This is a genomic window from Pseudomonas yamanorum (assembly GCF_900105735.1).
In the GTDB taxonomy this organism is placed as follows: Bacteria; Pseudomonadota; Gammaproteobacteria; order Pseudomonadales; family Pseudomonadaceae; genus Aquipseudomonas; species Aquipseudomonas yamanorum.
In genome coordinates, this window is the sequence record NZ_LT629793.1 from 4,567,459 (window position 1) to 4,584,918 (window position 17,460).

The 17,460-nt window shown below is 60.2% G+C and carries 15 protein-coding genes and 1 other RNA gene; 7 read left to right on the plus strand and 9 right to left on the minus strand.

Annotated elements, in window-relative coordinates; translation table 11 throughout:
• The first annotated feature begins 236 nt into the window (after positions 1-236).
• The 3 genes from BLU46_RS21510 to BLU46_RS21520 all read left to right on the plus strand — a co-directional run bounded on the left by BLU46_RS21510 (position 237) and on the right by BLU46_RS21520 (position 6,550).
• Positions 237-2,099, plus strand: coding sequence for a DUF1302 domain-containing protein (locus tag BLU46_RS21510; RefSeq protein WP_063027189.1), 1,863 nt, complete (start codon positions 237-239; stop codon positions 2,097-2,099).
• A gap of 43 nt (positions 2,100-2,142) precedes the next feature.
• Complete coding sequence (locus tag BLU46_RS21515) at positions 2,143-3,507, plus strand: DUF1329 domain-containing protein (protein WP_003216172.1); 1,365 nt, start codon at positions 2,143-2,145, stop codon at positions 3,505-3,507.
• Positions 3,508-3,820: 313 nt separating this feature from the next.
• The gene (locus tag BLU46_RS21520; RefSeq protein WP_093205232.1) at positions 3,821-6,550 is read left to right on the plus strand and encodes a LuxR C-terminal-related transcriptional regulator; all 2,730 of its coding nucleotides are present in this window, start codon (positions 3,821-3,823) and stop codon (positions 6,548-6,550) included.
• Positions 6,551-6,559: 9 nt separating this feature from the next.
• Here BLU46_RS21520 and BLU46_RS21525 read toward each other — a convergent pair whose 3' ends face one another.
• The 5 genes from BLU46_RS21525 to BLU46_RS21545 are packed head-to-tail and all read right to left on the minus strand — an operon-like array spanning position 6,560 to position 10,372.
• The gene (locus tag BLU46_RS21525) at positions 6,560-6,904 is read right to left on the minus strand and encodes a hypothetical protein (protein ID WP_093205242.1); all 345 of its coding nucleotides are present in this window, start codon (positions 6,902-6,904) and stop codon (positions 6,560-6,562) included.
• A 22-nt stretch (positions 6,905-6,926) separates the two neighbouring features.
• Positions 6,927-7,481 carry a PqiC family protein gene (locus BLU46_RS21530; protein WP_063027191.1) on the minus strand — a complete coding sequence of 185 codons (555 nt, stop codon included), beginning with the start codon at positions 7,479-7,481 and terminating at the stop codon, positions 6,927-6,929.
• A 17-nt stretch (positions 7,482-7,498) separates the two neighbouring features.
• Positions 7,499-9,154, minus strand: coding sequence for a PqiB family protein (locus BLU46_RS21535; RefSeq protein WP_093205247.1), 1,656 nt, complete (start codon positions 9,152-9,154; stop codon positions 7,499-7,501).
• Positions 9,135-9,779, minus strand: a complete 645-nt coding sequence (locus BLU46_RS21540; RefSeq protein WP_093205251.1) for a paraquat-inducible protein A — start codon at positions 9,777-9,779, stop codon at positions 9,135-9,137. The genes BLU46_RS21535 and BLU46_RS21540 overlap by 20 nt, the downstream gene beginning before the upstream one ends.
• Positions 9,776-10,372, minus strand: coding sequence for a paraquat-inducible protein A (locus BLU46_RS21545; protein WP_093205255.1), 597 nt, complete (start codon positions 10,370-10,372; stop codon positions 9,776-9,778). The genes BLU46_RS21540 and BLU46_RS21545 overlap by 4 nt, the downstream gene beginning before the upstream one ends.
• A gap of 179 nt (positions 10,373-10,551) precedes the next feature.
• Here BLU46_RS21545 and BLU46_RS21550 point away from each other — a divergent pair, with 179 nt between their 5' ends.
• Together BLU46_RS21550 and BLU46_RS21555 are read left to right on the plus strand one after the other, a co-directional pair.
• On the plus strand, positions 10,552-11,196 hold the full coding sequence (locus tag BLU46_RS21550; RefSeq protein ID WP_010170511.1) for an MBL fold metallo-hydrolase: 645 nt from the start codon (positions 10,552-10,554) through the stop codon (positions 11,194-11,196).
• A gap of 218 nt (positions 11,197-11,414) precedes the next feature.
• Positions 11,415-12,185, plus strand: a complete 771-nt coding sequence (locus BLU46_RS21555) for an OmpA family protein (RefSeq protein WP_026077998.1) — start codon at positions 11,415-11,417, stop codon at positions 12,183-12,185.
• A gap of 67 nt (positions 12,186-12,252) precedes the next feature.
• Here BLU46_RS21555 and BLU46_RS21560 read toward each other — a convergent pair whose 3' ends face one another.
• From BLU46_RS21560 to BLU46_RS21575, 4 genes are all read right to left on the minus strand, one after another.
• The gene (locus BLU46_RS21560; protein WP_063027196.1) at positions 12,253-12,834 is read right to left on the minus strand and encodes a BON domain-containing protein; all 582 of its coding nucleotides are present in this window, start codon (positions 12,832-12,834) and stop codon (positions 12,253-12,255) included.
• Positions 12,831-13,424 (minus strand): phosphoheptose isomerase, encoded by a 594-nt coding sequence (locus BLU46_RS21565; protein ID WP_003216190.1) that lies wholly within the window; start codon positions 13,422-13,424, stop codon positions 12,831-12,833. The genes BLU46_RS21560 and BLU46_RS21565 overlap by 4 nt, the downstream gene beginning before the upstream one ends.
• A gap of 92 nt (positions 13,425-13,516) precedes the next feature.
• Positions 13,517-13,888: a YraN family protein gene (locus tag BLU46_RS21570; protein ID WP_063027198.1), complete on the minus strand. Its 372-nt coding sequence runs from the start codon at positions 13,886-13,888 to the stop codon at positions 13,517-13,519.
• Entirely contained in the window at positions 13,888-15,699 is a 1,812-nt protein-coding gene (locus BLU46_RS21575) for a penicillin-binding protein activator (RefSeq protein ID WP_093205260.1), read from the minus strand. Before BLU46_RS21575 ends, BLU46_RS21570 begins: the two co-directional genes overlap by 1 nt.
• A gap of 176 nt (positions 15,700-15,875) precedes the next feature.
• Between BLU46_RS21575 and rsmI the strand changes: the two genes are divergently transcribed.
• Positions 15,876-16,781, plus strand: a complete 906-nt coding sequence (gene rsmI / locus BLU46_RS21580) for a 16S rRNA (cytidine(1402)-2'-O)-methyltransferase (protein WP_167410148.1) — start codon at positions 15,876-15,878, stop codon at positions 16,779-16,781.
• Between the two features lie 95 nt (positions 16,782-16,876).
• An RNA gene (gene rnpB / locus BLU46_RS21585) (RNase P RNA component class A) lies at positions 16,877-17,230 on the plus strand.
• Positions 17,231-17,460 lie beyond the last annotated feature (230 nt).

Sequence of the window (17,460 nt, forward strand, 5' to 3'; positions counted from 1 at the left end):
TTCGCCAGCATGGCGAAAGGGTTGTGGCAGACGGGTTGGTGATGCAAATCACACTTTAGAGGGATCAAGCGCTACCCCCTGCTGGCTATAGTTCATCCCAGAGTTTTTCAAGGTGCGGTGCTGTGAACCTGGCGGGTTCATCTGTTCGCCCGGCATTGGAATTGTTGTATTCCGGCCGTTACAAGCCCTTAGAAACGACTCACTGCCATAACAATAATGCACATGGAGTAGCGTCGATGATCTCAGCACACCAGTTCTGGCGCCGGGCGAAACTGCCTTTGGCCGTCAGCCTCGCCTCTACGCTCGCCGGGCCCGCATTCGGCGTCAGTTTCAACATCGGTGAAATCGAAGGCAGCTTCGACTCGTCCCTGTCGGTAGGGGCGAGTTGGTCGACTGCGGGTCGCAACAAGGACCTGATCGGTGCCAACAACGGCGGCAGAGGGTTGTCGCAAACCTCGGATGACGGTCACCTGAACTTCGACAAAGGTGATTCCTTCTCGAAGATCTTCAAGGGTATCCATGACCTTGAGTTGAAATACGGCGACACCGGCGTGTTTGTCCGGGGCAAGTACTGGTATGACTTCAAGCTTAAAGACGACGACCTCGATTTCAAGAACATCAGCGACAACAACCGCCCAACAGGCGCCCGATCTTCCGGCGGGCAGATTCTCGACGCCTTCGTCTACCACAACTACTCGATTGGTGATGAACCGGGTTCCGTACGGTTGGGCAAGCAGGTAGTGAGCTGGGGTGAGAGCACGTTCATTGGTGGCGGTATCAACGCCATCAACCCGATCGACGTGGCTGCATTCCGTCGTCCGGGGGCCGAGATCAAGGAGGGCCTGATTCCGGTCAACATGTTCTACCTGTCGCAAACGCTGACCGACAACCTGTCGGCTGAAGGCTTCTATCAGATCGGTTGGGACAAGACCGTGACCGATAACTGCGGCACGTTTTTCTCGCAGCCCGACATCATTACCACCGGCTGTAACGATAATTTGCGGGTGTTGAACAAGCGTTCCACGATCAACCCGGCCGCTTTGCCGAGCTTGGCCGCCTTGGGCGTCGACGTTAATGACGAGGGCGTCCTGGTGCGCCGCGGTCCGAACCGTAACGCACGTGACGGCGGCCAATACGGCGTCGCAATGCACTACAACTTTGAGCCGCTGGACACCGAGTTCGGCGCCTACTACATGAACTACCACAGCCGTGCGCCGATTTTCAGTGCAACCGGCGCGCCTCAGTCGGTCTACGACAGAGCCAGGCCTTTGGGTCAGGCAGCTGCACTGGTGGTGGCGGGCAACTCGCAATACTTCGTTGAGTATCCGGAAGACATCCACCTCTTTGGCTTGAGTTTCTCCACCACGTTGCCTACCGGCACGGCATGGAGCGGCGAGTTGAGCTACCGGCCCAACGCGCCTGTGCAGTTGAACTCCACCGACATCCTGTTTGCCGGCGTTCGCCCTCTGGGCTTCCCGGTGCTCAAGGATGCTTCGTTGTTAAGCGGTGTACCAGGCCAGGATTTGCATGGTTATCGCCGTAAGGAAATCACTCAACTCCAAACCACGTTCACCCACTTCTTTGACCAGGTCATGGGCGCCAGCCGCCTGACGCTGGTGGGTGAGGTCGGTATGACCTATGTCGGTGGGTTGGAGAGCAAGTCCAAGGTTCGCTATGGCCGTGATCCGGTGTTTGGCCCGGGTACCCTGCCTAACGGCGCGTGTGCGGCTTTGAACAACTCTACCGCCCAAGGTGCTGGCCTTCCCAATGCTAACGGCCTGAACACCAGTTGCAACAACGACGGCTTCACTACTGCAACTTCGTGGGGCTACCGTGGCCGTGCGATCTGGGAATACCCGGATGTGTTTGCCGGCGTCAACCTCAAACCCAACGTGGCCTGGTCCCATGACGTTAAGGGTTACTCGCCTGGCCCTGGCGGTAACTTCGAGGAAGGCCGCAAGGCGATCAGCCTCGGGCTGGACGCCGAGTACCAGAACACTTACACCGCGAGCCTGGCCTACACCAACTTCTTTGGTGGCGACTACAGCACCGTGGACGACCGCGACTTTGTCGCCTTGAGCGTCGGCGTGAACTTCTAAGCACACTCTCTTTAAGCAGTATGTTTTAAGGAAGAACCAGAACATGAAAATAACTAAAAATCTGTTGCAGGTGGGTGTGCTGGGGCTGTCGATCATGGCGGGTAGCGTCATGGCGGCAGTCTCGGCCGATGAAGCCGCCAAGCTCGGTACGACCCTGACCCCGATGGGCGCTGAAATGGCCGGCAACGCGGCCGGCACCATCCCTAAATGGTCGCCACTGCCCACCAACGCCGGCGCCGTGGATGCCCGTGGCTTCCTGGCCAACCCGTACGCCAACGAACAACCGCAATTCACCATCACCGCGCAGAACGTCGAGCAGTACAAGGACAAGCTGGCGCCGGGGCAGTACGCGATGTTCAAGCGCTACCCGGACACCTTCAAGATGCCGGTCTACCCGACCCATCGCGGCGCCACGGTGCCGGCTGATGTGTTCGCCGCCATCAAGAAAAACGCCACCAGCACCAACCTGGTGTCCGGCGGCAACGGCCTGGAAAACTTCGAAACCGCCGTACCGTTCCCGATTCCGAAAAGCGGCGTTGAAGTGATCTGGAACCACATCACTCGCTATCGCGGCGGCAGCGTGACCCGCCTGGTGACCCAGGCCACGCCGCAAACCAACGGCTCCTTCAGCCTGGTGTACTTCCGCGACCAGTTCGTGTTCCGCGACAAGATGAAGGACTACGACCCGAAAAACCCGGGCAACATCCTGTTCTACTTCAAGCAGCAAGTGACCGCGCCGGCACGTCTGGCCGGTGGTGTGCTGCTGGTGCACGAAACCCTCGACCAGGTGAAAGAGCCGCGTTCGGCATGGGTCTACAACGCCGGCCAGCGTCGTGTGCGCCGGGCGCCGCAAGTGTCCTATGACGGCCCGGGTACCGCCGCAGACGGCCTGCGGACTTCCGACAACCTCGACATGTTCAACGGTGCACCGGACCGCTACGACTGGAAACTGGAAGGCAAGAAGGAACTGTACATCGCCGAAAACAGCTACAAACTCGACGATCCGAAGCTCAAGTATGTCGACATCATCAAGGCCGGCCACATCAACCAGGACCTGGCTCGCTACGAGCTGCGCCGTGTGTGGCATGTGGTTGCAACCCTGAAGGAAGGCCAGCGCCACATCTACGCCAAGCGTGACTTCTTCATCGACGAAGACACCTGGCAAGCTGCGGTCATCGACCACTACGACGGTCGTGGCCAACTGTGGCGCGTGGCTGAAGCCCACGCCGAGAACTACTACGACAAGCAAGTGCCGTGGTACGCCCTCGAAACCCTCTACGACCTGCAGTCCGGCCGCTACCTGGCACTGGGCATGAAGAACGAAGAGAAACAGGCCTATGACTTCGGCTTCACTGCCACCACCAGCGACTTCACCCCGGCGGCTCTGCGCCAGGATGGTGTTCGCTAACTTGCTGTAATAGAGGCCGCATCCTCGAAGGTGGGAGCCGGGCTTGTGTGGGAGCGGGCTTGCTCGCGAAAGCAGAGTGTCAGTCGATACATGTGTGACTGACCCACCGTCTTCGCGAGCAAGCCCGCTCCCACACAAGCCCGGCTCCCACATTTTATTTGGGGTGTTTGGAATATTTGAGCCAGGACCGCCGGATATTTTTTGTTGTAGTCTTTTTCAGACAATTGTTGCAAAGATCTACAAAGCTGCCGCTTTTACCGCTAGTCTGCGGACATCTGCAATGCCGACAACAGCCTTCTACAAGAGCCCGGCGATGACTGATCTGTCCCGAATTCAAGGGCCTGCCAGCGCGGTGATTCCGACCCTGGAAGGGCGCTTCTATCGACCCCCACTGCCTGACGGCTACGTGTTGCGACCGCGCCTGTGCGAACGGCTGAGTGAGGGATTGGCCGGGCGCTTATTGCTGGTCAGTGCGCCGGCCGGGTTTGGCAAGAGTTCGCTGGCGGTGGAGTTCTGCCAGAGCTTGCCGGGCCACTGGCAAAGCCTGTGGTTGGGGCTCAGCCCCCGGGACAACGACCCGGGACGTTTCCTTGAACGCCTGCTCGACGGCCTGCAGCAATACTTCCCGCAGTTGGGCGCCCAGTCCCTGGGCTTGCTGAAAATGCGCCAGCGCCATCAACCCTTTGCGTTTGAAGAGTGGCTCGACGGGCTGCTGGATGAACTGACGGTGCACCTGTCGATCCAGGCGCCGCTGTTGCTGGTGCTGGATGACTACCATCTGGCCCAGGGCCCGGTACTCGACCGCTGCCTGCAATTTTTCCTCAATCATCTGCCCGACGGCCTGTTGGTACTGGTCACCAGCCGCCAACGCCCCGACTGGCACCTGGCGCGCCTGCGCCTGTCCCGGCATTTGCTGGAACTGCACGAGCAGGACCTGCGCCTGACTCACGCCGAATCCCTGGCCCTGCTGGATCGCCACAGCAGTTCATTGCGCGGCGAAGCCCTGGATAACCTGATCCGACGCAGTGAAGGCTGGGTGGCCGGCCTGCGTTTCTGGCTGCTGGCGGCCTCCGAAGCTGGCAGCGAAGGCGCCTTGCCCCAAGGCCTGCACGGCGGGGAAGGGCTGATCCGCGATTACCTGCTCGAAGAAGTCATCGACTGCCTGCCAGCCGAAGTCCAGGCGTTTCTCTACGACACCGCGTCCCAGGAGCGGTTTTGCAGCGAACTGTGCGACGCCGTGCGCGAAGCCCACGACAGCAGCGAAATCCTGCGCTACCTGCAAGCTCACCAGGTTTTCCTTGTGCCGCTGGACGAACAGGGCCACTGGTACCGTTATCATCACCTGTTTTCCGACCTGCTGCGTACCCGGCGCGCGAGTAATGCCGTGTTGCCGGCTGCGAGCCTGCACCTGCGGGCCTGTCGCTGGTTCAATGCTCAGGGCTTGATCGATGAGGCGGTGGAGCAGGCGCTGCGTGCCGGCCACCTGGACGTGGCGGCGAACCTGGTGCAGAACCTCTCCGAAGAGCAACTGCTGGCGGAGCAAAACGTCGGCATGCTGCTGCGCTGGAAAATGGACTTGCCCGACAGTCTGTTGATGAGCACGCCACGTCTGATCGTGCTCTACAGCTGGGCATTGGGGTTGGCTTGCCAACTGGACGCAGCGCAAGAGTTGGCCAGCCATCTCAGCCGCTTTCTGCCGGCGCCATCGGCCACTGCGCAAAAATCGATGTTGGCCCAATGGCTGGCCCTCAGCGGGATCATCGCTCGGGGCCGTGGCGATCGCGAGCTGACCCAGTTGTATTGCAGCGAGGCCCTGGAAAGCCTGCCGCACAAACGCTATGGCCAGCGGTTGATGTGCCTGTCGACCCTGTCCAACCTGTCCATCGTCGACGCTGACCTATGGCGCGCCCGTGGCTTGAATCGCGAGTCCCTGGAGCTGGCGCAGCGCGTTGGCAATCCGTTGTTCGAGGCATTGGCCCATTACGACCGCGCGCGGGTGCTGCAGGCCCGTGGCGAGATCCTGCGTTCCCTGGATGAAGTGCGCCAGGGCCTGCAACGTTTGCAAGGCCTGGCGCCGCAACGGCTGTACGCGGTCCGAGCGCGATTGGCATTGTACGAAGGCTACCTGCTGCTGATGCGCTGCCAGCCAGAAGCCGGGCTCGCTCGACTGCGCGCCGGGTTGACCGAGGCGCGAGCCTGCCGGGATATCAGCGTGTTGATCGGCCATTGCGTGATCGCCAGCTTCGAAGGTCGCCGCGGCGACTTCCCCACGGCCTTTGCCGAGCTGGCCGAGGCCGAGCGCTTGATGCACATCTGGGACGTGCCGCCGATTTTCTATCTGGCGATGATTACCCTGGTCAAATGCGAACTCTGGCTGGCCCAGGGTCGCACCGACCTGGCCGATGCCTGGCTGACACGGCTGGGGCAAACCTACAACGGTGAACACGCCGCAGCCGCGCCGGAGTTTCACCCGCACCTGCCGCAACATATCGAGCTGCAACAGGCAGCGCTCGACGCCATCCGGCATCAGCCGGCGGCCTCACTGCAACGGCTCGAGGAACTGGCGCAACAGGCCCATAACAGCGGCCGGCAGATGATCAGCCTGATGGCGCTGACCCAGCAGGCGCAGTTACTGCTGGACGGCGGTCAGGAAGCGCTGGCCCGCCCGGTATTTGCCCGCGCGCTGGATGCGGCTGCCGGTGGCGCGATGCAGCCTTTCCAGCGCTTGCTGGAGCGCTATCCCGACTGGACGCGGGAGCAGCTTTTGCGGGATACCCATGGTCAGATGAACCAGAGCCTGCTGGCACGCTTGCCGGATGTTGCGGTGGTTGAAGCCCCACACACCCTTGAAACCCTAAGCTCCCGCGAACTGGCGGTGCTGCACCTGATCGCCCAGGGTTGCTCGAACCAGGAAATCAGCAATCAGCTGTTTATCTCCCTGCACACCGTGAAAACCCACGCCAGCCATATCAACAGCAAGTTGGGAGTGGAGCGGCGTACGCAGGCGGTAGCGCGGGCACAAGAGATGGGGTTGTTGGGGTAGGCATCTCGATCAATGGGACCGGAAGCCCCAAACGATTTCCACCACGCGCTCTGCTACCAGCACATAAACCAGGATCAGCAGCAGCTGAAGCACCAAGTGATAACGAAGCTTGGCCAGCCTGCGGATTCCGTCGCTGACATTCAGCACCGTCAGCAAGGTTGAAACTACGATCAAGCCCCACCCGGCCACGCTTGACGCCAGGACACCGAGGAATAGTTCACGCTTCTCGGACAGCACGTTGGTACCTGCGGCAAACAGCAGCGCACACACCAGCAGGTTCTTCACATTGTCGAAGACCTGGGTGCTGAAATCATTTTCCAGCAGTTGCAAATACCACTTCCAGAATGTGCGCATGGCTCAATCCTTGGCTCAATGTTTACTGCGCGGCAGGGCATTCACTCGGTGACTTGTCGGCGGCCTGGCTGAGCAATGCGGCAAACCGTTTGACGTTGTTTTGCTGAGCGATCACCAAGTCATCAATGGTTGGGCCGGATGGCGACTGCACCACCGTGCGACACGTAAGCGGCGTGCGTTCGTCTGTGCCCGTCTGGCGAAGTCGCCATTTGACGTCGAGCAGCGCGTACCGCCCCGGAATCGAGTCAAAGCGCTGTACTTCAATGCGCACCGCCAGGTTTTTCCGGTTGCTGGCGAGTTGATCCACCAGCGCGCTGCGCAGCTCATCCACCAGGCTGGCGGCCCACCATTGCGTCTCAAGAATCGCGACGCCGCTGTCGCCCTGGCGGATGACAATCTGCGGCCGGTCGACCTGGGGCGGGACCGTGATGCTTTCAATGCGGATCTCACCACCGGCGGCCAGTGACGCAGTGCTGCGATGGACCGGCGTCAGGGTGTGAAATTGAATCGGCTCACTGCGGCACGCCGCCAGCAGCAGCAACCCGGCGAGCAATGTGATCTTCAGTGGGAAAGCCATGGTGGTTGCTCCAGTGGTCATTTGCGCGGTGGCCCTTGCAGGTCCGATGGCGCAGCGTTGTCGGGGCGACCGCGAATCAGTGATTCGGGATGGCGTGCCAGGTAGTCTGAGAGCTCTCGCAGGGAGCGCGACATGCGGCTTAGTTCGTCCAGGGTCTGGGTCAACTGTTCCCGCTGTGGCGAATCTTCGGCCAGGGTCGAACTGGCTGACTGCAAGGTTTTACTCACGTCGGCCAGGGTGTTCTGCACGCCCGGCAATGTCTTGGCGTTGAACTGGCCGAGACCTTTGCGCAGTTCCACCAGGCTGCCGTCCAGGTTGCCGGCAATCCGCTCGATCGGCAGCTGGTTGATCTTGTTGACGATGCCTTCGAGTTTTTCCTGCAGTTGTTCCAGATTGCCGGGGATGGTCGGGATGCTGACGGGGCGCAGGTTCGGGTCGAACACGACTTTGTCGGCCTTGGGGAAGAAGTCCAGGGCGATGTACAGCTGGCCGGTGAGCAGGTTGCCGCTGCGAGCCTGGGCCCGTAGGCCGTGTTCAATGAAGCTGCCTATCAGGCGTACACCGCCGGCCTCATCGTTAGGGTCATGCTTCAGGACCGTGAGCATTTTGGTGTTGGCTTCGCCGAGGCGTTGCGGGTAAATCACGATGCCGACGTTCACCGGGAAGCTACGTTTTTTCTCGTCGAAATCCAGGTTGATCGATACCACTTTGCCAAACTCGATACCCAGGAATTCCACCGGCGCACCGACGGTGAGCCCGCGCAAGGCTTGATCGAAACGCAAGATCAGGTATTGCCCCTTGCCATTGGGCGGTGCCAGCGCGGTTTGCTGGTCGGCGAACAGTTCATAGGAATGCTCCTCACTGGCCGGCTTGTCGTCGGGGCTGTAGGGCGGAGCCAGGAAAGCGATGCCGCCCACCAGCATGGACGACAAGGATTCGGTCTTCAGCGCAAACCCGTTGGCGCCGACACTCACATCAATCCCGCTGGCGTTCCAGAATCGGGTGTTCTCGGTGACGTAGGCATCATTCGGTGCATGCACGAACACGTCGATGTTCACGCCTTTTCCATCGGCGTCCAAGGCATAGGCGACCACTTGGCCGACGGGGATTTTGCGGTAATAGACGGGGGAACCGATGTCCAGCGAACCCAAATCCTGGGTGTGCAAGGTGAAGCGTTTACCAGGCTCGCCATAGGTGATGGGCGGCGGGTTTTCCAGGCCGGTGAACCGGTTGGCGCGGGTATCGGACTGGCCGATATCGGCGCCGATGTAATCCCCGGAGAGCAGCGTGTCGATGCCGGAAACGCCGCCCGCGCCAATACGCGGGCGCACCACCCAGAATTGCGAGTCTTCCCGGGTGAAGCTTTCAGCCTGCTTGGACAGTTTGATCGTGGCGTTGACGCTTTTCTGGTCGTCGCTCAACTCCACGTCAGTCACCTGACCGATCACCACGTTGCGGTATTTGACGTCGGTCTTGTTGGCGGTCAGGCCGCTGCCGGTCTTGAAGGTAATGGTAATGCTCGGCCCTTGCTGAAGGATGCTGTGCACCACCAGCGAAATGCCCACCAGCACCGCGACAATCGGCACGATCCACACCAGCGAGACGCTGAAGCGCCGCGTCTTGATCGCCGGCGAGCCTGGCGGCAGCGGTTTGTCAGGGGGTTGCGACGCCATCCGGCATCTCCTCGTTGTGTGGGTTTTCCCAGATCAGGCGGGGGTCGAAACTCATGGCCGAGAGCATCGTGAACACCACCACCAGGCCAAAGAACAGAATGCCCAGGCGCGGCTCGATGGTGCCCAGGGCCTGGAACCGCACCAAGGCGGCTACCAGCGCCACCACGATCACATCCAGCATCGACCAGTAGCCGATCACTTCGACGAAGCGAAACAGCTTCGAGCGCTCCTTGCGTGCCCACTGGTTATTGCGTTGCACGGTAACCAGCAGCAACGTCAGCGCGACGAACTTGATGCCCGGCACCGCGATGCTGGCGATGAAAATGATCAGGGCAATGTCCCAGGCGCCGTGCTGCCAGAACTCCAGCACGCCGCTCATGATGGTACTGTCGGCGCCGGAGCCGAGCATCGAGGTATTCATCACCGGCAGTAGATTGGCGGGCACATAAAACGCCAGCGCCGTCAGCATGTAGGCCCAGGTACGGGTCAACGAGTGGACCTTGCGCCGGTGCAGGGGCGCGCTGCAACGCTCGCATTCGTCGGGGTTGCCGCTGACGTCGCAGGCCTGGCCGCAGCTGTGGCACAGGCACAGGTTCAGCTCGCTGGCGGTTGGTGGACGGCTCATAAAATGTCCCACAGATCGCGAATATCACGCCCGGCAATGCGGATCAGCAACAGGCTGAGGGCGGCCAGGGCAAACAGGCCGGTGCCGGGCAATACATCCAGCATGCCGGCGAGTTTGAACACCGCCACCATGGCACCCAGCAGGCAGACTTCGAGCATGCTCCAGGGCCGAAGCGCTTCGAGCCAGCGCATGCACAGCTTGAACGCCGGCGAGCGTTTGCCCTTCATCGCAAAGCCCAGCACCCACATCAGTAGCAGCAGTTGGAAGACCGGCGCGATGATGATGGAAATGGCCGCCACCAGCGCGATAAAAGTAATCGGCCCCTGAGCCAGCGCCACTACTGAGTCCCACAAGGTGGCGCTGCTATTCAGGCCCTGGAGGCTGATGCTCATCACCGGGTAGAAGTTGGCGAAGACCCACAGCACGGCGGCGGTCAGGGTCAGGGCCAAGCGTTGTTCCACCGACAGCCCGTTGTAACGCTGGAGCACGCCTGCGCAGCGGGTGCAGAGGGTCTTCTGATGTTTGGCGAGCGTGACTTTTTCATACACGCAATCGCAGTGTTCGCAGATGATCAATGGGCTGAGGGTCGCCATAAGTCCCACTCCATGCGCTATACGTTACGCGTTGTATGACTGGCGCCAGAGTAGCTTAGCAGTTGCCGGGTTTGACAGCCGTGCGCTCGCGAGCGCTTTCGGATCGGGTGCACGCTCGAACATACTGTGCGCCAGAATGCAGTACAAAAGAGTGTGCCTTTGAATTTGCAGGAATGCCCATGAATATTCAGTCCCCCGCGCTGATCCGCGAAACCTTTCCGGTCGGTCCGTTGCAGTGCAACTGCACGATCATCGGCGACCCCGTCACCAAAAAAGCCATCGTCGTAGACCCGGGTGGCAACCACGAGTTGATCCTGGCGCGACTCGATGCGCTGGGCCTGAAAGTGGTCAGCATCATTCACACTCACGCCCATCTCGATCACTTTCTGGCTTCCGGGCAGTTGAAGGAGAAGACCGGTGCCACGTTGCACTTGCACAAGGAAGACCAGTTTCTGTGGGACAACCTGGAAATGCAGTGCCAGATGTTCCGCGTGCCTTATACGCCAGTGCCGTCGCCGGATCGTTGGCTGGAGGATGAAGAAGAGCTGGCCTGTGGTTGCGGGGTGGCCTTGCACACACCTGGACACACACCGGGCTCGATGAGTTTCTGGTTTGCCGATGCGAAGTTGTTGATTGCCGGTGACACCCTGTTTCGACGTGGGGTAGGGCGTACCGATTTATGGGGCGGTGACCAAGCCACCATCGTGCGTTCGATCAAGCAACGGCTCTACACCCTGGATGAGGCGGCGGTTGTGGTGGCGGGGCATGGTCCGGATACACGCCTGGGAGATGAAATGCGTGAGAATCCATTCGTGCGGGCGTGAAGGGAAACTGGGGTAGTTTTTCGGATACCAAATGGCGACTATCGGACGAACCTTATAGAAAAAATGACAATTACCGTTCAGCAAGTCTCTGCTAGGGTTTGAGTGCGGCCGGGCTTGTGTGGAGATGGAATTTTTACCGTTTGTCGTGTTCCAACCTCGGCACAGGTCCATTGCCAATGTCCTCTGCATCACAGAATGCAAAAGTAGGAGCTTCCTTCATGTTCACTTCTCGTCGTCTGCTTGTTGTCGCTACCGCCGTAGCCCTGTTGTCGGGCTGCGCCTCACCTAATCCTTATGACGGCAGCCAGGCACAGGGCGGTGGCTCTTCTGGTGTGAGCAACACCGCCAAGTACGGTGGCCTGGGTGCCCTGGCGGGTGCACTGGCAGGTGCCGCCATCGACCACAACAACCGCGGCAAAGGTGCGCTGATCGGCGCTGCCGTCGCCGGTATCGGTGGTGCGGGTTACGGCTACTACGCCGACCAGCAGGAAAAGAAACTGCGCGCCAGCATGGCCAACACTGGTGTTGAGGTGCAGCGCCAGGGCGATCAGATCAAGTTGATCATGCCGGGTAACATCACCTTCGCCACTAACTCGGACGCGATCTCCAGCAGCTTCTACACGCCGCTGAACAACCTGGCGAACTCCCTCAAGCAGTTCAACCAGAACACCATTCAGATCGTTGGCTACACCGACAGCACGGGCAGCCGTCAGCTCAACATGGACCTGTCCCAGCGCCGTGCGCAGAGCGTGGCTAATTACCTGACCTCCCAAGGTGTCAGCCCGACCAACCTGAGTGCTCGCGGTGCCGGCCCGGATAACCCGATCGCCAGCAACGCCGACGTCAATGGCCGTGCCCAGAACCGTCGCGTAGAGGTCAACCTGGGCCCGATCCCTGGCCAGCAGTACGGTCAGCCAGGTGCCCAGCAGCAACAGGCGCCACAGCAGAACAACCAGTTCCAGGGCAACCCGTACCAGCAGTACCAGTAACCGCCAGCCAATAAAAAGGGCGCCGTGCAGTCAATGCACGGCGCCCTTTTTTGTGGCTGCCGATGACTCAGTCGATGTATTCGAACAGCTTCACAATCTTCTGTACGCCGGACACGCCCTGTACCAGGTTGGCGGCGCGGGTGGCTTCTGCCTGGGTCAACAGGCCCATCATGTAGACGATGCCGTTATCGGTGACGATCTTGATCCGAGAGCCGGGGATTGCACTGTCGGTCAGCATCTGCGTCTTGATCTTGGTGGTCAGCAGGGCGTCGTTGCTGATGGCCAGCAGGGTGATCGGGTCCATCACCTGCAATTCGTTGTGGACCTTCTTGACCCGTTGAACCGTGGCGGCGGCTTGTTCAGCCTGGGCCTTCAAGTCAGCGCGCGGGGTTTGGCCGGTGAGCAGCACCACGCCGTTGAAGCTGACGACCACAACGCGCGAGGCGCCGTTGCCCAAGTCCGGAGCGGCCTTGGATACGTTGACGGAAACCTTGGTTTCGATCAGCGAGTCATCGATTTTGCTGCCGAAAGTGCGGGTGCCTTTATCGTCCTGGATAGGCGTGTCGCGGCTCGCTTCGATTACCGAGCTGCAGCCGCTGATGCCTAGGCACAGCGTGATTGCCAATAGGCTAAGGCGTTTAACGGTCATTCTTCACTCCCGAACAGTTGGCTGTCGATCAGATCGCACAGGCAGTGGATCGCCAGCAGGTGGACTTCCTGGATACGTGCGGTGACATTGGCCGGGACGCGAATTTCCACGTCTTCGGGCAGCAGCAGCGAGGCCATGCCGCCGCCGTCGCGTCCGGTCAATGCTACGACAATCATTTCACGATCATGTGCGGCCTGGATCGCTTGAATAATGTTCGCCGAGTTACCGCTGGTGGAGATCGCCAGCAGTACGTCACCCGGCTGGCCAAGGGCGCGAATCTGTTTCGAGAAGATTTCGTTGTAGCTGTAGTCGTTGGCGATCGAGGTGATCGTCGAGGTGTCGGTGGTCAATGCGATGGCCGGCAGGCTCGGGCGCTCACGCTCAAAGCGGTTGAGCAGCTCGGAGGAGAAATGCTGGGCATCGCCGGCCGAACCGCCGTTGCCGCACGAAAGCATTTTGCCTTCGTTGAGCAAGGCGTTGACCATGACCTGACTGGCTTGCTCGATGTGCGGTGCAAGTACGTCCATCGCCTGTTGCTTGGTATCGATACTGGCCTGGAAAAGCTGGCGAATTCGGGATTGCATGTCCATCTGTGTGACCTTAAGTAGCGCGGCTGTTTGGCACAGGAATGTGCAGCCCGCAAAGCAAAGAGCAAAAGTGTGCGGTGTAGATGTCCGGCGAATCAGCTGTCAAAGGCATCTTGCAGCCAGTTCAGATCGGCTGTTCCCCGGGGAGTGCTTTCTATGGCAACCACATCGAAACGGCAGGGGTGATCGGCCCAGCGACGCTCTTTGAGCAGGAAAAACTGCGCGGCGAGTATCAGCTTCTGACGCTTGCGCCCGTCGATACTGGCGAGCGCGCCACCCCATTGTGCGTGTTTTCTGTAGCGGACTTCGACAAATACTACTGTATCGCCGTCAAGCATGACCAGATCAAGCTCGCCGCGCTTGCATAACCAGTTCTGCGCCAGCAGGCGCAGACCCTGTTGTTGCAGGTACTCGAGAGCTAGAAGTTCGGCGTCCTTGCCGCTTTGTGCGCTTGACCGCTCGGGCATCAGCGCGGGGTATCAGGCAGGCGCTGGATCTCGCCACCCACGAACTTGGCCCATGGCATCTGGCGGTCGACACGCTGGTTGGCGCTGACGCCCAGGTTACCCGACAGGCCGTCAACACGAGTATCCGGCAGTGCCTTGAGTTGCCCCAGGCGCGGCGCCAGGCGGTAGGCATCCACACCCATCGCGTACAGACGACCGAGGCTGCCGTTGGCTTGTGGCCATTGGGCGGCAACCTGGTTGCGCAGCGGGTCGGTGGTGTTCAGGAGCCAAGGGGTTTCGCAGAACATCACGTTGGTCATGTCCAGGTACTGGTTCTTGTCGCCACTGGCGCTGAACACATGGGATGTCGCATACACCGGTACGTCGCCAGCGTATTGGAAGTTCAGGGTTGGCTTGATCTGCTGCGCCAGTTGCGGGGTCACGGCGAGGAAGATGAACTCGATGTCCTGGCGGCGCGACGGCTGGGCGGAAACATCCGAACCGACAGTGCTTTGCAGGCTCTTCGCACGGCCTTCGCTTTTGCGCAGCTGGAACAGGTCGGCGATCTGTTGGGCCAGGGCTACCGGCTGGTCAACGTACTCGACGCCCACCACGGTGCCGCCATTGGCTTCCCAATCCTGGCGGAAGGCTTTGTAGACACGTTCGCCCCATTCGCCTTTCGGCACCATGGCAGCGGCGCGGTGCAGGCCATCGGCGCGAGCACGACGGGACACTTCACGGGCCTCGTCTTCAGCGGCCAGGCCAAACTGGAACAGTTGCGCCGGGTTCTGCTCGGCTTCGCTGTAGTTCAGGGCCAGGGTGGTGATGGGCAATTGCGGGCGTGCGCTGAGTTGCTTGACCAGCGGTTTCTCCAGCGGGCCGACCACCAGTTGCACGCCGGCGGCCTGGGCCTTGGCATAGAAGTCGTCGATGGAGGTCAGGCGCGAGCTGTCGTAGAACTCGATCACCGGTGGCTTCTGCCCGGCTTGTTCAGCCTGGTAGTGTGCGGCCATGAAGCCTTCGCGCAGCGCTTTGGCGACGCCGGCCAGCGGACCTTCCTGCGGGAGCAGCAGGGCGATCTTGTTCAGCGGCTGGCTGGCCAGTTCCTTGAGCTTGGTCAATGGCTGCGGCAATTGCGAGGCTGCCGGATGGCCCGGGTTCTGGGCGCGCCAGGTGTCGATGGCTGCCTGCTGTTGCTCCAGAGTGCCGGCGCCCTTGACCGCTTGGGCCAGGCTGATCCAGCCGTCCAGCGTCGGGTTGCCGCTGGCTTGCAACTGATCGGCAGGCAAGGCGGCAATCAGCGCCCAGATGGCTTCGTGGTTGCTGTTGTAGGCGTCGCCTGTCAGCAGCGGGGCCATGGCGACACGCTCACGAGCGGCGGCCAGGGTCTGGCCGTCGGCCTCATAGGCACGGGCATGCACGGTGCCGGTACGGATCTGCTGTTCAGGCGGCAGCTCCTTCAGGCTTTGCAGGCTCGGGTGGTTCAACGCCGTCAACGCGGCCTTGGGCTGGTTGCGGGCCATCGCCAGTTCGGCCGACAGGGTGCTGGCAAATACCTGCGCGGCCGGCTTCAGGACGTCCAGTGGCACTTGGGCAAGAATCTGCGCCGAGCGTCCCGGATTGTTTTGGTGGAACGCCAGGTCTGCCGCACTCAAGCGCAGCAGCGCGGCTTTTTCCGGAGTATTGGCCGAAGCCGCCTGTTCGAGCAGTTGCTCGATGCTGGCATTCGGGGGCCGGGGTAGGTCGCCAAGGCTGGACGACGGCGAGCTGGCGCAAGCCGCCAACAGGGCAGCGAGGCAGAGGGCAGAGAACAGCCGCAGGCAAGCGATCATGTAAGTGTTCCTGATACCGATCAAATTAGCGTGGAATTGTACCCAAGCACTGGCCGGGGCGCGATGTTACTGGCGTGAAACCGTCTATTTAGGTCGTGTAAATGTTGCAAGACCCTGCAGATGGCTGAAATGGAGCCTGCCCCGAGGGCATATATTCAAGGCGTCTACGCGCTACAATGCGGCTTTTGCCAATCATCGAGGTGTGCGCTTTGACTGCTCCAGGTCCTTTGAATTCCACTGCTGGCTCGCTTTTTGTCGTGGCGACGCCCATTGGCAACCTGGACGATATCAGTGCGCGGGCACTGAAAGTGCTGCGTGACGTAAAGCTGATCGCCGCCGAAGACACTCGGCACTCCCAGCGGTTGATGCAACATTTTGGCATTCCGACCCCCCTGGCCGCGTGTCACGAACACAACGAACGTGAAGAAGGCAGTCGTTTTATCACCCGTTTGTTGGCGGGTGATGACGTGGCGTTGATCTCGGATGCGGGTACGCCGCTGATTTCCGACCCTGGCTATCACCTGGTTCGCCAGGCACGGGCGGCTGGTATCAATGTAGTGCCTGTTCCGGGAGCGTGCGCGCTGATTGCTGCATTGTCTGCAGCCGGCTTGCCGTCGGATCGTTTTATCTTTGAAGGCTTCCTGCCGGCCAAGGCTGTTGGTCGCCGGGCGCGCCTGGAGTTGGTGAAGGAAGAACCACGCACGCTGATCTTCTACGAAGCCCCGCACCGCATCCTTGAATGCCTGCAGGACATGGAGCTGGTATTCGGCGGCGATCGCCTGGCCTTGCTGGCGCGGGAAATCACCAAGACCTTCGAAACCCTCAAAGGTCTACCGCTGGAAGAGCTGCGTGCGTTTGTTGAGGGCGACAGCAATCAGCAACGCGGGGAATGCGTAGTACTGGTAGCGGGCTGGTCGGCGCCGGAAAGTGAAGATGCGGTCGGCAGTGAGGCGATGCGCATTCTGGATCTGCTGCTTAAGGAAATGCCATTGAAGCGCGCGGCGGCCCTGGCTGCGGAAATTACCGGTGTGCGCAAGAACGTGCTGTATCAAGTCGCGCTGGATAAACAAAAGGGCGAATAGTTCCGGGCTCCAGCCTGCACTCCGTCTGAACATGATGGCATTAGTGTCTTTTAATACTTGTTCTAACGCCGTCGTGCCGTTAACCTTCGCGGCGGAGAGTCGATTGGACAGTCGCTGCCTTCTATGAAAATTAGAGGGGGGAGGAAAGTCCGGGCTCCATAGGGCGAAGTGCCAGGTAATGCCTGGGAGGCGTGAGCCTACGGAAAGTGCCACAGAAAATAACCGCCTAAGTACTTCGGTACCGGTAAGGGTGAAAAGGTGCGGTAAGAGCGCACCGCACGACTGGCAACAGTTCGTGGCTAGGTAAACCCCACTTGGAGCAAGACCAAATAGGGTCCCAAGGCGTGGCCCGCGCTGGGACCGGGTAGGTTGCTAAAGATGTCCAGTGATGGCCATCGTAGACGAATGACTGTTCAAGACAGAACCCGGCTTATAGATCGACTCTCCACCTTTTTTCCTTCTGTCCGAATCTCGGGCAGGAATCTGGTAGTAACGCGAGAATCCCTCCCTGCTGAATCATCAGCAGATGCGTCTTCGTAATACCGAAAAAATCTTACTCTTAATAAATTACTTTAACTTTAAGCCCTAGCTCTTTGAGCTATTTGGCGTTGCTGAGTCAAAATCGCCGTCAAACTCTCGTTTCTCCTCCTTTTACCTTCCTAAATCTCCGTTCTGTAAG